Genomic DNA, 14226 nt, shown 5'->3' on the forward strand with positions numbered 1-14226 from the left:
TATCCTCGTGTAAGGCGGATAATACAGGGCTGCAACTGCGCTGCCTGCACGCGGCGCAGTCGTCCGCCAAGCACTCAGATCAGCTTGACCATCCGCATTCATCGTTTATATTATCGACCATCGTTCATAAAATCGCATGGAGATAACAATGAATAAGCACCTCCGTAGCACCGAATATCTGCTATTCAGTGTCGAAAACCGCATCGCCCGAATTACCCTGAATCGTCCTGACAAGCGGAATGCTCTCCATCCTGCGATGCTCACCGAACTACGTGATGCCTTGCTGGAGGCTGATGATCGCAACGACGTCAACGTTGTCATCCTCGAAGGCGCAGGGAAAGACTTCTGTGCAGGTTATGACCTGGCGGGTGCGTACGCAGGTTTCGAGGGTGGTACGCCGCCGTGGGACGTCAATCGGTACCGTACGACCAACAAGTCCATTGATGATGACTGCTGGAATCTGGAGCAGACCCAGAAGTTGAACATGGTGCTGTTCGACATGCACAAGCCGGTCATTGCCAAAGTTCAGGGTAACTGCCTGGCCGGAGGCACCGACCTGGCGCTGATGTGCGATTTCGTTATCTGTACCGAGACCGCCAAGATCGGTTTCCCCGCGGCGCGGGCCAACGGAACGCCGCCCGTTCAGATGTGGATTTATCACGTCGGTCCGCAATGGGCCAAGCGCATGCTGATGACTGGCGACAATCTCTGGGGGCGTGAAGCTGCCCGAATCGGTCTGGTGCTTGACGCTGTACCGGTGGAAGAACTGGACAATGCAGTGAACGAGTTGGCTCGTCGGATCAGCTTCGTTGACGCCGAGCTGCTGTCGGCGCACAAGCGTATCGTCAATACCGCGCTGGAACTCCAGGGCGCGAAGACGCTTCAGCGTCTGGCGGCAGAAATGGATGCCCGTGCTCATCTCACTCAAGGACCGCGCCGTACCCAGTTTAAAGCCGACATGGCCGAACATGGCCTCAAGGATGCCCTGAAGAAGCGCGATGAGCCCTATGGCGATGGCATGGTCAAGGCGCACTGGTTGAACGGTGAAGAGGGAGCCAAGTGATGAGCGACAACTTTCTGATTGACGAGCCGATCGAAGGCGTCAAACGCATCACGATCAACCGCCCGGATGCGACCAACGCGTTTCAATTCGAGATGTATACGGAGCTGGCCGATCTGTTCAAGCAGATCAAATATGACCCGAGAACGCGCGTGGTTATTCTCACCGCTGCGGGAAACAGGCATTTCTGCACCGGCCATGACTTGAAAAACCCAGGAAAGGCCGACTGGGTGCCGGATGATGTCGGCAAACCTTTCTACTCGCGTTATACGATCGACGTAATCGCCTCGCTTCCGGTGCTGATGCGCAACTTGCCGCAACCGATCATCTGCGCCGTCAACGGCACTGTGGCAGGCATGGCGCTGGCTTTTCCGCTGGCGGCTGACATCACGCTGGCGGCGAAATCCGCGAAATTCGTCAATGCCATCCACAACGCCGGCTCGGGCGCCGAGCTGGGCATCAGCTATCTGTTGCCTCGTGCAGTCGGCGCACAACGTGCAGCCGAAATCCTGTTCACTTCCCGTCCCGTGCTGGCCGAAGAGGCAGAGCGCATCGGCCTGGTACTGAGGGCCGTGCCGGACGATGAACTGCAGGAGGCCTGCCTTGAGATCGCCAGAAACATCGTGGTCAACGTGCCGATGGGCATTTGGGTGACGAAGCAGTCACTGTGGCAGAACATGAACGCTGGCAGCCTGGAGCAAGCCATCGAGTTCGAGGGCCGAGGCGTGTATGTAGCACAGTCCACCGAAGACAAGGTCGAGAAACAGAAAGCATTCTTCGAGAAGCGCTCGCCAAAGTTTTCCTACAAGTAAAGCGCGCCTACGGGTAGCGGCTTCTATCAGATAAAGCAGCGCGGCGGGTCGAGACGACCCGCTGTCGAGGAGATTGACCGGTGACTTACGAAACTATTCGCTACCAGGTTGAAAACGGTATCGCCACGGTGACGCTCAATCGTCCCGAGGTGTTCAACGCCATGAACTCGGTCATGATGAATGAGCTCATCGCCCTGTTCGATGAGACTGACCGCGACGACGCAGTGCGGGTCGTCGTTGTAACGGGCGAGGGCAAAGGCTTCTGTGGTGGCGCAGACCTCTCAAAAGGTGCGGACATCTTCGACAAGGACAAGAACGGCAGTGCTCAGAAGGAGAGTCCATTTTATGCTGATGGCTCGTTCGATTACAGCAAGGAATCCGCACGTGACGGCGGTGGCAAATTGGCGTTGCGCATTTTTGCCAGCCTGAAGCCGGTGATCGGTGCCATCAACGGTGCGGGTGTCGGTATCGGTGCCTCCATGCTGCTGCCGATGGACATCCGTATTGCCAGCGAGAAGGCGCGACTGGGTTTTGTCTACGCACGCCGCGGTATCGTTTTCGAATGCTGTTCGTCCTGGTTTCTGCCGCGCATCGTGGGCATCACCAAGGCACTGGAGTGGAGTTACACCGGACGGGTCATGCCTGCCGACGAGCTGAAGGCCGGAGGCCTGGTCAGCGAGGTGGTGGCGCATGACCAACTGCTGACCCGTGCCTACGAGATCGCTCGCGAAATTGCCGACAACACGGCTCCCGTATCGGTGGCGCTGATGCGCCAGATGGCCTGGCGCAGTCTCGGGATGTCGCATCCCATGGAAGCCCATCGCATTGAAAGCCGTGGTATCTGCACCCGCGGACGCAGTCCGGATGCCAAGGAAGGGGTGAAGTCGTTCATGGAAAAACGACTGCCTGAGTTTGAATGCACAGTGTCCAAAGACATGCCGGACTATTTCCCGTGGTGGGACGAGCCGACTTACTCCTAATCCTTGAAAAAACCTAACAACAATATCCGGCGTTACCCATGCGCCCAGGGACTCAGAACATGAAAACTGCGATTACTGAACTGTTCGGGATCGATTATCCAATCCTCAATGCGGGGATGGGCCGAGTTGCGTTCCCGAACATGGTCGCGGCGGTGTCGAACGCTGGTGGCCTGGGCGTTTACGGCGCTGGCTCCAATCCGCCTGATGTGACGCGGGCAGCGATCCGGGAGATCCGGAAATTGACCGACAAACCCTTTGGTGCCAATGCGCCATTGGCACTGCCCAATGGCATGGCGAACGCCAAAGTCATGCTCGAGGAAGGCGTGCCGGTCATCAATTACTCCATGGGTAAGGGCGACTGGATCGTCAAGGCTGCGCACGCCTATGGGGGTAAGGTCGTGGCGTCGGTCAGTGACGTCAGGCTGGCGCAGCGGGCGGAGGTCCATGGTTGCGATGCAGTGATCGCCGCAGGCTACGAGGCCGCCGGCCACGCCGGTGACATCGGCAGTTTCGTTCTGATTCCGCGATTGGCCGAGTTGCTCAACATCCCCATCATCGCTGCCGGCGGGGTGGCCAACGGTGCTGGCCTGGTGGGCGCGCTGGCGCTGGGAGCCGCGGGCGTGTCAATGGGCACGCGGTTCTGGGTCACTCAGGAAGGTCCGATGCATGCCAACTTCAAGAACAAGGCGCTGGAACTGGACGTTCAAGACACCATCTTCTCTGACCGATTCGACGGTATTCCATGCCGGCAAATGAAAACGGCGGCCGCTGAACGCATGGTGAATGCGAAAATGTTGAATGTCTGGGAGATTTTTCTCAACTCGTTCACCATTGCCAAAGAGTTGAAAACGCCATGGTTCAAACTGGTAAAGCACACGCTTTCGCTGGGCCCTCGGCAGATCGAGTCGATGATGCGCATGTCCAAGATGTTGCAGATGCATGGCCTGACCATGTCGACTGGCGATCTCGACAAGGGCATGACTGCTTCCGGGCAGTCGGTTGGCCTTGTACATGACTTGCCGAGCATCGCCGAGCTGATGAAAACCTTGATCGCCGAAGCGGAAGCTGTCCAGCGTCGGCTCGCTGCCCAGATCCCCTTAAACGAAGCGCCCCGGTTCCAGGATAAGGTTGCATCCGCCCCACGCACTTGAGGGCAAGTTCTCGGTTTTGACGGGACAGTGTTGAAACAAAAGCCCCCGGAGCTACGCTTCGGGGGCTTTTGTTTTAGCGGGTTTTACTTCGCTTCTTTTTGCTTGCGTTTCTGTTGCTCGATGAATTGACTGGCGACCGCGTGGTGCTCGGGGCTGGTAGTGGCTGCCAGCTGGCGACCCAGGGTGGCGTCGAGCATGTGCGCGGCGGAGCGGTGCAGATACAGGTTCATCAATTTCTTGGTCTCGCGCAACGCCTGGCTTGGTTGCTTGAGCAGTTTGGCGGCCAGTGCCCTGGCTTCCTCGAGTAGCTTATCCGGGGCGACAACACGGTTAGCCAAGCCGTACTCGACAGCTTGCTGGGCGCTGATGCGGTCACCGGTAAAGATCAGTTCCTTCGCGCGCAACAGACTCGTGTAGAGCGGCCAGGAGACGGAGATACCGTCACCGACGACCAGCCCTATGTTGATGTGGGGCTCCGCCATGAAGGCGTTCTCGGAAATCAGGACGATGTCACATAAGGTCGCGAGCGTTGCGCCCCAGCCCACTGCCGGGCCGTTGACGGCGGCGATGATAGGAATAGGCAAGTCGATGAAACTGTGAATGGTGCGCCGAGCATTTTCCTGGACTGCGCGCGCAAAGTCGTTGTCGTCCAGTGTCTTGACGAAATGGTTCATGTCGCCGCCGGCGCTGAATGCCCGGCCCGCACCCGTCAGGATGGCGACCCTGGCGTCGGGATCTTCGGCCAGGCCGCGGAACAGTTTGGGGTAGGAAAAAAGCATCTCGGTCGTCGAGGCATTGAGGTCGTCCGGCCGGTTGAGGGTAATGATGCGAAGGCCACCTTCGGCGGTGACCATGATGTCGTCGGGAAGATCGTACAAGTTGGACATGGTTTCATCTCTTTTTGTTAGTCAGCTACAAGTAGACCTGTCACGCATCGACGTGGATTTCTCCGGCGTGTCGTTTGACCCATGCTTCAAAAGGCGTCAGCACGATGTCGCGACTGCCGAGCGACTGGACAAGTGCTGGGATGTCCGCCCGGTATCCGGCTTCGTTCGTCCACTCCTGGGAGCGTACCCAGCCTGCAAACACACCGGATTCGATCGCCTTCTCAGGACTGACCGACTCCGCACGAACCTGTTTGTCGAGGACTTGAGTGAGGGTTGAGGCCACTTCGTCCATGGTCAGGGCTTCGATGGCCAGGTCGATGTTGTGCCCGGAGAAATGTCCGGGGTCGATGAAGGCGGCACGTGCAACAACGCCGATGTCATCTGCAGCAATCAGTTGCATGCGTGTGGACGGTAAGAGGGCAGTGATGATCTTGCCCTGCGTCAGGTGGGGAAACATATGGCGCGCTTTGGGCTGGGCGAAATTCTCCATCATGAATGCCGGTTTCAGCACGGTCCAATGGGTAAACCCGGCGCCGCGAACCGCTTCTTCAACATCCCACTTATCGGTCCAGTACTTCTGCCACCAGTAATTGCTGTCCCAACGGGGGAACTGCGTATGTTTACCGGCTTCGCATACCGAGGTGTGAACGAACTGGGTAACACCCGCCGCTTTTGCTGCTTGAACCAGGGCAAAACCGTGTCGGCGTTCCGCGTCCGTACCTGCAGCATCGGGTATTTGCACCGAAAAAACTCCGGACGCACCTTCAAGGGCCGCGGCCAGGGAAGACGCGTCTTCCATGTCACCCACTACAGCCTCAGCGCCAGCGGCGATCAAGGCCTGTGCCGCAGGTGACTGCGGATTACGCGTCAGGATACGCACGTGGAAATCTGCCGACAGTAATTCTCGTGCGACGGCGCCACCTTGAGCGCCGGTGGCGCCCGTAACCAGGACCAGAGGTTTGATAGCTGACACAGGTAACTCCTTTTATGGCTGTATGGGGGGAGATTCAATCGGCGGCGACTTCAAGTTGCCGGGCCAGCTGTACAAGCCGATGACCGATAGCCTCCAGTTTTGACTGCGGCCAATCCGCAGCCAGGCCTGAAGCAGATAACGCGTAGACAGTGCCGCTGCGCAGTGAGCGAATGGGAACCGCCACCGCGTTGAGGTGCTCGTGGATAATGCCGAGGCTGGTGACAAACCCATGCTGTGCGAATTGCGCGCGGCTGTGTTCGAGTTGCGCGCGCAACGCCGGAAAAGCTTTCGGTTCGTGCTGCTCCAGCGCCAGGAGCACTGTTTCGCGCTCTTGGTCGTCGTACCCAGCGAAGCAAGCCCAGCCAGTCGGCGCAGAAGCGAACGGACGCCGGGCGCCCACCGGATCGTTCATGTAGACGAAATCACCGTGTGTGCGCTGGATATACAACATGTCCAGGCCATCACGAACGGCCAGCGACATTCCCATGCCCTCGCTGTCGGTGAGGGCCTGCATGTGCGGCAAGGCGATCCTGGGCAACGACTGCCTTACCAACGCCGCATAGCCCAAAGCCAGCGCAGGCAACCCAAGCGCCATGCGATTGTTTTCACCTGCACAGATGATGAATCCCTCTTTGCTCAGCGTATGGCACAGGCGCCATACCGTCGGCTGAGGGAGCCCTGTCATTCGCACGATTTCCTGGGGAGTGAGCTCGGGCTTGTCATGACTGAAACAACGCAGAATTTGCAGACCTCGCGCCAGCGCCGTGACGTATTGGCGGTCTTTCTCGCCCTCGGGGCTCGAGTCTGTGGGCAAAACTTGAATCATTACTTTCGCTCCAGAAGGATTTTCAGAGTATAGTCAAAATTCACAGTGTGGATAGTGTATTTGCACAGCGAATAAAAATAAGAGGTTACGATGACAGCATCTTCCTTGTTTGACCTACACGGCAAAGTCGCGATTATCACCGGCTCCAGTCGCGGTTTAGGGCTGGCGAGTGCCAAGGGTATGGCAGCGCATGGCGCGAAGGTAGTGATTTCCGGGCGCAAAGCGGATGCCTGCGAACAGGCGGCCGCCGAGATTCGCGCCGAGGGTGGAGAAGCCATTGCCGTTCCTTGCAATATCGGTAGCAAGGAAGACTTGCAGCGTCTGGTCGACAGCGCAATGCACGCCTGGGGACGGGTGGATATCGTCATGGCCAATGCGGCCATTCACCCCTGGATCGGCTCGGTGTTGGACCTGCAGGAAGCGACCTTCAATAAATTCATGCAGGTCAACGTACAAAGCAGTATCTGGCTGGCACAAATGACCGTGCCGGGCATGCTGGAGCGCGGGTATGGACGCTTCATTGTCGTGGCGTCGGTTGTCGGCTTGCTGGGTGATCCGCTCACTGGCACCTACGGCCTCACTAAAGCTGCCGACATGCAGTTGGTGCGTAATCTGGCCAACGAGTTTGCCAGCAAGGGTGTCACGGCGAACTGCATTGCGCCCGGTACCTTCAAGACCGAGATGGCGCGATCCCAGTGGGAAGACGAGGCCATGGTGAACTGGTACCGAGGACGCAACCCTTCACAGCGCTTCGGTGAAGTGGACGAACTCGCTGGGCTGGCAGTGCTGCTGGCGTCGCCTTCTGGCGGATACATCAATGGCCAGACCATCGCAGTGGATGGTGGTCATACGATTTCTTTTCGCTGAGTGGAGTCGACGATGAATTTCGAATCCAATGCTGCCAATGAAATCTTTCGGGAAGAAGTTCGGGACTTCCTGCGCGAACATCTCCCGGCCGACATGGCCTGGCGTGGCCAGCAAGGCTATTTGCCAGGTGACGATGACTCGCTGAAGTGGACTCGCATCCTCCATGAAACGCGCGGGTGGTCGGTGTCGTTCTGGCCGAAGGAGCACGGAGGCACTGACTGGACCGCCGAGCAGCGCTACATCTTCGAGGAGGAGTGCTATCTGGCTGGCGCTCCGTCTCCCAACCAGCAAGGTGTCACCCTGGTGGGGCCGGTAATTTGCGAGTTTGGCAACGAAGAGCAGAAACGCCGGTTTCTGCCGGCGATCAAAAAGGGCGAAGTGTATTGGGTGCAAGGGTTCTCCGAGCCTGAAGCGGGATCGGACCTGGCGTCCTTGCGTACGACGGCGATTCGTGACGGTGATCACTACGTCGTCAATGGCCAGAAGATCTGGACCAGCAACGGTATCTGGGGGCAGTGGTGTTTTCTGCTGGTTCGAACCGATACCGAGGCCAAACCGCAAAAAGGTATTTCCTTCCTGCTTGTCGATCTCGACACACCCGGCGTGACGGTGCGGCCGATTACCAGCCTCGACGGCTGTAACCATCTGGCCGAAGTGTTCTACGAGAACGTGCGGGTTCCGGTCGAGAACCTTGTAGGTGAAGAAAACAAAGGGTGGGGCTACACCAAGTTCCTGCTTTTCAATGAGCGCGCTTTTCTCGGTGCCGAGGCTCCAGCACTCAAACGCTACCTGTCCAAGATTCGTCGGTATGCCTCGCAGGCGCGCGCGGGTGCGCAACCCTTGATCCAGGACCCGGTGTTCGCCAACCGCCTGGCGGAATACGAACTGGAGGTCCTCGCCATCGACATGGCCGTCAAGCGAGTGTTGCACCTTGGCGTAAGCGAGCAGACGGGCGGGATGGCCGTGGGTTCAATGCTCAAAGTCCGAGGGTCGGAACTGCACCAGAAACTCACTGAAATGCTGGTGGACGTGTTGGGCGATTACGGTTCGGCCTATTACCCGGACCCAAACGAGGATCGCGAGTTGCGAGGGCAGCGTTTCATCGGTCCGGAGTTCGCCCCAGGCCTGGCCGCAGAGCTTTTCTACCGCCGTGCCTGTTCAATTTACGGTGGCTCCGCCGAGATCCAGCGCAACATCATCGCCAAGGCAATGTTCAATCTTTGAGGGGAAAGCCATGAATTTCGAATTGAGCGATGAGCAACGCATGTTGCAGGAAAACGCCCGGCGCTACATGGAGAAAAGCTACGCGTTCAACAACCGGCAGGCAATCGCCGCCGATGGCCATTTCGCCACCAGGCAGTGGCAAGAGTATGCGGAACTGGGCTGGCTGGCAGCCGGCATTCCCGAGGAATTTGGCGGAGTAGGCTTCAGCCCGGTCGAAACTACGATCCTTATGGAAGAAATGGGCCGGGGTTTGTTGCTCGAACCCTTCCTGCACGCGTGCCTGTTGCCAGCAGCCCTGATACAGCACTGCGCCAACGAGGCGCACAAGTTGCAACTGCTACCGGCTATAGGTTCGGGCGAGGCATTGATCGCGGTGGCTTGCAGTGAGCCCGAATCCAGGGGAGACGTTGCATGGGTGGCCACACGAGCGCAGCGTCGGGGTGACGATTATGTCTTGAATGGGCGCAAGAGTATGGTGGTTTGCGCCGCGCAAAGCGACTGGCTGCTGGTGGTGGCGCGTAGCGCGGGAGAGACGGGCGACACCGAGGGACTCTCGATTTTTCTGCTGCCCCGCGATACGCCGGGCGTCCTGCTGGAACCGGTGCGTTTGCTTGATGGCACGCCAGCGGCTGACCTTGTACTCAATGAAGTGGTGGTCCCGGCGGCATCCCTGTTGGGCGCCGGGGGCGCTGCGTATGCAGGATTGCAGCGAGCAATCGATGAGAGCATTGTCCACCAGTGCGCAGAGATCGTTGGTGGGATGGAAGATGTGCTCGCACTGTGCGCTGAGTACCTCAAAACCCGAAAGCAATTCGGGGTGGCAATCGGCAGTTTTCAGGCGCTCCAGCATCGCATGGCCGACATGGCCATCGAAACCATGCAGGCTCGTGCGAGCCTGCACCGTGGGCTCGCCATCCTCGCGTCGGTTTCCGCGGCAGACGATGAGCGCAGTGCGCAGATATCCGGCTGCAAAGCGCAGGTCATGCGCAGCGCTAAATTCGTCACCGCCCAGGGAATTCAGCTACACGGCGGCTATGGCGTGACGGAAGAGTTCAGGGTGGGACATCACTACCGTCGACTTGTGCTCAACAATGCCTGGTTCGGAGGGATGGACTACCACTTGGCACGCTACGCGCGCTCAATCCAACAAGCCTGCGCAGAATTGGCTTAGGTTTGCTGTTAACGTTTTGCAGGGCCTCCTCGGTACGCCGGTGAGGCCCTTGCGCAGTAGGTGGAATCAATTCTTCAACAAGCCCGATGCTTCCGCAGCGGCCTCTATCAACATTGGCCGCAAATCATTGAGCTTGTGTTGCATGCGTTCGGCGGGAGCCGCAATAACCAACGCTGCCGCAACGGTGCCGTCGGTGTCGAATACCGGGGCTGCAATACCTGCCGCACCCTCGCTCAGCTCGCTGATGCTGATGGAAATGCCGGACTCGCGGATTTCCTTGAGCTGTTTTTTGAGCGTCCCGCGGTCGGTTACAGTCCTCCACGTCATCGCCTTCAGTTTGGCCGTGCGCAGATAATGCTCCTGCACTTTTTCGTCCTGATACGCAAGAAGCAGTCTGCCAGGTGCCGTGCAGTGCAGGGGGCGGGGCGCGCCTAGGGGCGATACATAACGCACAGGATTCTGCGAGTCGATGCCATCGATGTGGGTGACCATCTGGGTGTCCATGTCAATGACGGACAGATAGATGCTCTCGCCGGTTTTGCCCGCCAGTTCATTAAGGTATGGGCGCATCATCCTTGAGAAGTTACGTGTCGCCAGGATATTGCCTGCGAGTCGATAAATGAATGGCCCCAGGTAATAGCGGCTGGTCGTGTGGTTGAGATAACCCTCGGCGACCAAAGGTCTCAATAATGTCAGCAGGCTGCTTTTCGGCGACTCCAAGGTACTGCTGAGTTCTGCCAGGGACAGGCCGTCTGGTGATTTGGCCAGGACCTCAAACAGGCCAAGGATTCGGGTGACGGAGCGGGGGCCCAGCGATACGGGCGTTTCAGCGGCGTCCACGTCGGTTTCCGTTTTTTTCATGAATGTTCCCTTTTGGGTAAAAGTCGGTGCTGCAATAGTTTGTAATGCACGCATGCCTTATGTGCAGTATATCAAATAGCGTTCACATGTGATCACTCATTCGGACTAGCACAGCTTGATGCTCTGCGCTCGGCAGTTTGTCTCGCTGTGCCGTTTTTTATAGTGGGGTCGGCGGCCCGTACGAGTACTTAGCAACCTACCTAAGGTTTGCATAGTTGAACAACGTTCATTAATATAGCTTGAGGTCGACTGGCATTGGCGCCGGTCGCATTGAGAAGCCGAGAACGCGCTAACGCAGTGCGTCTCCCGACAGGACGGAGTGAGAAATGGCTGCAATGGTCGAAGGCAAAGTCGTTTTGGTAACGGGCGCTGGCGGCGGCATTGGCCGCGATATCGCTCTGCTCATGGCTCAACATGGCGCCAAGATAGTGGTCAATGATGTAGGTGCCTCGGTCGCGGGGGAGGGGGCGGACGTCGGCCCGGCGCAGCGAGTGGTGGATGAAATAGTCGCCGCCGGTGGTGAAGCCTTGGCCAACACCGACAGCGTGTCAGACCCTGGTGCCGCTGCGCGCATGGTGGAGCAGGCGGTACAACGATTTGGTCGAATCGATTGCGTGGTGAATAACGCGGGCATCCTTCGCGACCGCTTCTTCCACAAAATGAGTGCCGAAGAATTCGACTCGGTGCTCAAGGTTCACTTGTATGGCTCCTTTTACGTCAGCAGGGCTGCGGCAAACTACTTCAAGGAGCAGGGCGCCGGCTGCTATATCCATATGACGTCCACGTCCGGGCTGATCGGTAATCTGGGCCAGGCCAATTATAATGCCGCCAAGTTGGGGATCATGGCATTGTCCAAGTCCATTGCCCTCGACATGGAAAAATTCAACGTACGTTCCAACTGCGTAGCGCCCTTTGCCTTCAGTCGCATGATCGGCGCCATTCCTACCGATACACCGGAGCAGCAGGCCCGCGTCGAGAAAATCAAGCAGATGACGCCCGCCAAGATCGCCCCCATTTGTGTGTATCTGGCCAGCGATCAGGCGAGCGACGTCAATGCGCAAGTGTTTGCGGTGCGCAACAATGAGATCTTCCTGATGAGTCAGCCTCGACCGATTCGCTCGGTGCAGCGCTCCGAAGGCTGGACGCCCGAGTCACTTGCCGAACATGGCATGCCTGCGCTCAAGGGGTCATTCGTCCCTATGGAACGCTCGGGTGACGTGTTCACCTGGGATCCTGTTTGATTCAGGCCCCACAACAGCGGGCCTTGGACACTTCGGCCTTAACAGATTGATGCGCCCCGAGCGGCTGCATGATGAGGACAACAATGAATCTTTCCAGTTACCAGGCGCTCAAAGTCGAGCGCGACAACGGCATTCTCACCATCACCTTCAATAGGCCGGACACGCTCAACGCCGTTGATGACGACATGGACAAGGAGTTGTCAAGGGTGTTTATCGAAGCCGGCCATGACCCGCAGACGCGGGTCATTATCCTGACGGGCGCAGGCAGGGCCTTCAGCGCCGGTGGTGACATCGAAGAAATGCAAAAGGTGATCGATGAGCCACAACGCTTCTTCGACAGCATGCGCCGTGGCAAGCAAATCGTGTTCTCGATGCTCGATTGCCAGAAGCCGATCATCGCCAAGATCAATGGCCATGCCATTGGCCTGGGAGCCACGCTGGCCCTCTATTGCGACATGAGCTACGCCGCCGTACACGCGAAAATCGGCGATCCGCACGTTGCGGTAGGCTTCGTCGCGGGGGACGGTGGTGCAGCCATCTGGCCGCAACTCATCGGTTTTGCCAAAGCCAAGGAATACCTGCTCACAGGTGATACCCTTACTGCCGAGCATGCCGAGAAAATCGGGCTGATCAACTACGCTGTTTCTGCGGACGAGCTCGATGAGCGCGTCCAGGAAATGGCCACCCGCCTGGCCAATGGTGCAGCTTATGCGATCCAGTGGACCAAGGCCTCCATGAACATCGTACTCAAACAGGCGGTGACTTCGGTGATCGATGCATCGCTGGCCTACGAGGCGCTTTCCAACTTGACTGAAGACCATCAGGAGGCGGTCAACGCTTTTCGTGAAAAACGCAAGCCAGTCTTCAAAGGTCGGTGATCGCCGACATCCGATATGGAATGGATGCGCGCGTATAAAAAGGGCCGCAGTGCGGCCCGGGATTTACACTGACCGCATCCACCTCACGCGGTCAGTAACGCTCGAAAATAGCAGCCAGCCCTTGTCCGCCACCGATGCACATGGTTTCCAGGCCATAGCGTCCCTGGCGGCGCTGCAGCTCGTGCAACAGAGTGGCCATCATCCGCACTCCGGTGGCGCCGATCGGGTGGCCCAGCGAGATGCCGGAACCATTGACGTTCAATCGATCTGTGTCGTGCCACTGCCATCCCTTGAGCACTGCGAGCACCTGACAGGCGAATGCCTCATTCAATTCAACCAGGTCCATTTGCGCCAGGCTCAGGCCGGTTTTTGCCAGCAGCTTGTGCACGGCGGGCACCGGGCCGATACCCATTTGCGAGGGCTCACAACCCGCGGCGGCCCAGCCGACCAAATAGCCCATCGGTTCAAGTCCCAATTCGGCCAGCTTGTCCTCAGCCACTACCAGGCAGGCAGCTGCGGCATCGTTCTGTTGGCTGGAGTTGCCCGCAGTCACGGTGCCATCGCGCATCAGCGTGCGCAGCTTGCTCAGGCTTTCCATACTGGTTTCGGCGCGGATGCCTTCATCACGGCTGAACAGTACCGGCTCGCCCTTGCGTTGCGGGACGCTGATGGGGACTACTTCCGCCTGAAACCGTCCTTCAGACCATGCCTGCGCTGCGCGTCGATGGCTTTGCATGGCATACGCATCGCTGTCTTCGCGGCTGATGCCGTAGACGCGGGCCAGGTTTTCAGCGGTTTCGATCATTCCGGAAATATGGCCGAAGCGCTCTTCAGGCTGCGAACGTTCCCGACCTCGCTCCAGGCGGTCATGCATTTTGACTGTGCCTGCGCGCGAGCCCCAGCGCATATCCGTACTGTAATACTCGATGTTGCTCATGCTCTCGACGCCGCCCGCCACGACCACGTCAGCCACCCCGGTCTGTATCATCATCGCAGCGTTCAGTACGGCTTGCAGGCCACCACCGCAGCGCCGGTCAAGCTGCATCCCGGGCACTTCGACCGGCAGCCCTGCTTGCAAGCCGATCCAGCGCCCCACGCAAGGGGTTTCGCTGTTGGCGTACGATTGTGCAAAGACTATATCGTCGATGCGTGCCGGATCCAGCCCGCTTTTGCTCAGTACGGCATTGACGACATGGGCCCCCAACACCTCTACGGCGAGCGGTCGCAGGCTGCCTCCAAAGGTGCCTACGGGGGTTCGCAGTGGGGCGACAATTGCTGCACGTCTCATGTTTTGC

Annotated in this window: 14 protein-coding genes; 9 read left to right on the forward strand and 5 right to left on the reverse strand. The window is 58.4% G+C overall.

Translation table 11 applies throughout. The features are described from left to right. The first annotated feature begins 148 nt into the window (after nt 1-148). The 4 genes from J2W17_RS18670 to J2W17_RS18685 all read left to right on the forward strand — a co-directional run bounded on the left by J2W17_RS18670 (nt 149) and on the right by J2W17_RS18685 (nt 4003). Nucleotides 149-1063 carry a crotonase/enoyl-CoA hydratase family protein gene (locus J2W17_RS18670; RefSeq protein ID WP_307337266.1) on the forward strand — a complete coding sequence of 305 codons (915 nt, stop codon included), beginning with the start codon at nt 149-151 and terminating at the stop codon, nt 1061-1063. Further along, entirely contained in the window at nt 1063-1872 is an 810-nt protein-coding gene (locus J2W17_RS18675) for an enoyl-CoA hydratase-related protein (RefSeq protein WP_307337269.1), read from the forward strand. The genes J2W17_RS18670 and J2W17_RS18675 overlap by 1 nt, the downstream gene beginning before the upstream one ends. A gap of 80 nt (nt 1873-1952) precedes the next feature. Next, entirely contained in the window at nt 1953-2852 is a 900-nt protein-coding gene (locus tag J2W17_RS18680) for a crotonase/enoyl-CoA hydratase family protein (protein ID WP_307337272.1), read from the forward strand. Nucleotides 2853-2911: 59 nt separating this feature from the next. Continuing rightward, nucleotides 2912-4003 carry an NAD(P)H-dependent flavin oxidoreductase gene (locus J2W17_RS18685; RefSeq protein WP_307337275.1) on the forward strand — a complete coding sequence of 364 codons (1092 nt, stop codon included), beginning with the start codon at nt 2912-2914 and terminating at the stop codon, nt 4001-4003. Nucleotides 4004-4086: 83 nt separating this feature from the next. Here J2W17_RS18685 and J2W17_RS18690 read toward each other — a convergent pair whose 3' ends face one another. From J2W17_RS18690 to J2W17_RS18700, 3 genes are read right to left on the reverse strand one after another with little or no spacing between them, the layout of a single operon-like run. Beyond that, the gene (locus J2W17_RS18690; protein ID WP_307337278.1) at nt 4087-4890 is read right to left on the reverse strand and encodes an enoyl-CoA hydratase/isomerase family protein; all 804 of its coding nucleotides are present in this window, start codon (nt 4888-4890) and stop codon (nt 4087-4089) included. Nucleotides 4891-4930: 40 nt separating this feature from the next. Further along, a complete protein-coding gene (locus J2W17_RS18695; RefSeq protein WP_307337281.1) occupies nt 4931-5863 on the reverse strand; it encodes an NmrA/HSCARG family protein in 933 nt (310 codons plus the stop codon). A 34-nt stretch (nt 5864-5897) separates the two neighbouring features. After that, on the reverse strand, nt 5898-6689 hold the full coding sequence (locus tag J2W17_RS18700) for an IclR family transcriptional regulator (protein ID WP_307337284.1): 792 nt from the start codon (nt 6687-6689) through the stop codon (nt 5898-5900). A 90-nt stretch (nt 6690-6779) separates the two neighbouring features. Here J2W17_RS18700 and J2W17_RS18705 point away from each other — a divergent pair, with 90 nt between their 5' ends. From J2W17_RS18705 to J2W17_RS18715, 3 genes are read left to right on the forward strand one after another with little or no spacing between them, the layout of a single operon-like run. After that, nucleotides 6780-7556 carry an SDR family NAD(P)-dependent oxidoreductase gene (locus tag J2W17_RS18705; RefSeq protein WP_307337287.1) on the forward strand — a complete coding sequence of 259 codons (777 nt, stop codon included), beginning with the start codon at nt 6780-6782 and terminating at the stop codon, nt 7554-7556. 12 nt (nt 7557-7568) lie between these two features. Then, on the forward strand, nt 7569-8780 hold the full coding sequence (locus J2W17_RS18710; RefSeq protein WP_307337290.1) for an acyl-CoA dehydrogenase family protein: 1212 nt from the start codon (nt 7569-7571) through the stop codon (nt 8778-8780). Nucleotides 8781-8790: 10 nt separating this feature from the next. Beyond that, nucleotides 8791-9951 (forward strand): acyl-CoA dehydrogenase family protein, encoded by a 1161-nt coding sequence (locus J2W17_RS18715; RefSeq protein WP_307337293.1) that lies wholly within the window; start codon nt 8791-8793, stop codon nt 9949-9951. A gap of 66 nt (nt 9952-10017) precedes the next feature. Here the strand turns inward: J2W17_RS18715 and J2W17_RS18720 are convergent, their stop codons facing one another. After that, a complete protein-coding gene (locus J2W17_RS18720; protein ID WP_307337296.1) occupies nt 10018-10812 on the reverse strand; it encodes an IclR family transcriptional regulator in 795 nt (264 codons plus the stop codon). 326 nt (nt 10813-11138) lie between these two features. On the opposite strand from J2W17_RS18720, the gene J2W17_RS18725 reads away from it, so the two are divergent. Together J2W17_RS18725 and J2W17_RS18730 are read left to right on the forward strand one after the other, a co-directional pair. After that, complete coding sequence (locus tag J2W17_RS18725; protein WP_307337299.1) at nt 11139-12053, forward strand: SDR family oxidoreductase; 915 nt, start codon at nt 11139-11141, stop codon at nt 12051-12053. Between the two features lie 83 nt (nt 12054-12136). Beyond that, nucleotides 12137-12931 carry an enoyl-CoA hydratase/isomerase family protein gene (locus J2W17_RS18730; RefSeq protein ID WP_307337302.1) on the forward strand — a complete coding sequence of 265 codons (795 nt, stop codon included), beginning with the start codon at nt 12137-12139 and terminating at the stop codon, nt 12929-12931. A gap of 91 nt (nt 12932-13022) precedes the next feature. Here the strand turns inward: J2W17_RS18730 and J2W17_RS18735 are convergent, their stop codons facing one another. Beyond that, nucleotides 13023-14219, reverse strand: a complete 1197-nt coding sequence (locus J2W17_RS18735) for an acetyl-CoA C-acetyltransferase (protein ID WP_307337305.1) — start codon at nt 14217-14219, stop codon at nt 13023-13025. Nucleotides 14220-14226 lie beyond the last annotated feature (7 nt).

It is taken from the genome of Pseudomonas lini (assembly GCF_030812475.1).
Lineage (GTDB): Bacteria > Pseudomonadota > Gammaproteobacteria > Pseudomonadales > Pseudomonadaceae > Aquipseudomonas > Aquipseudomonas lini_A.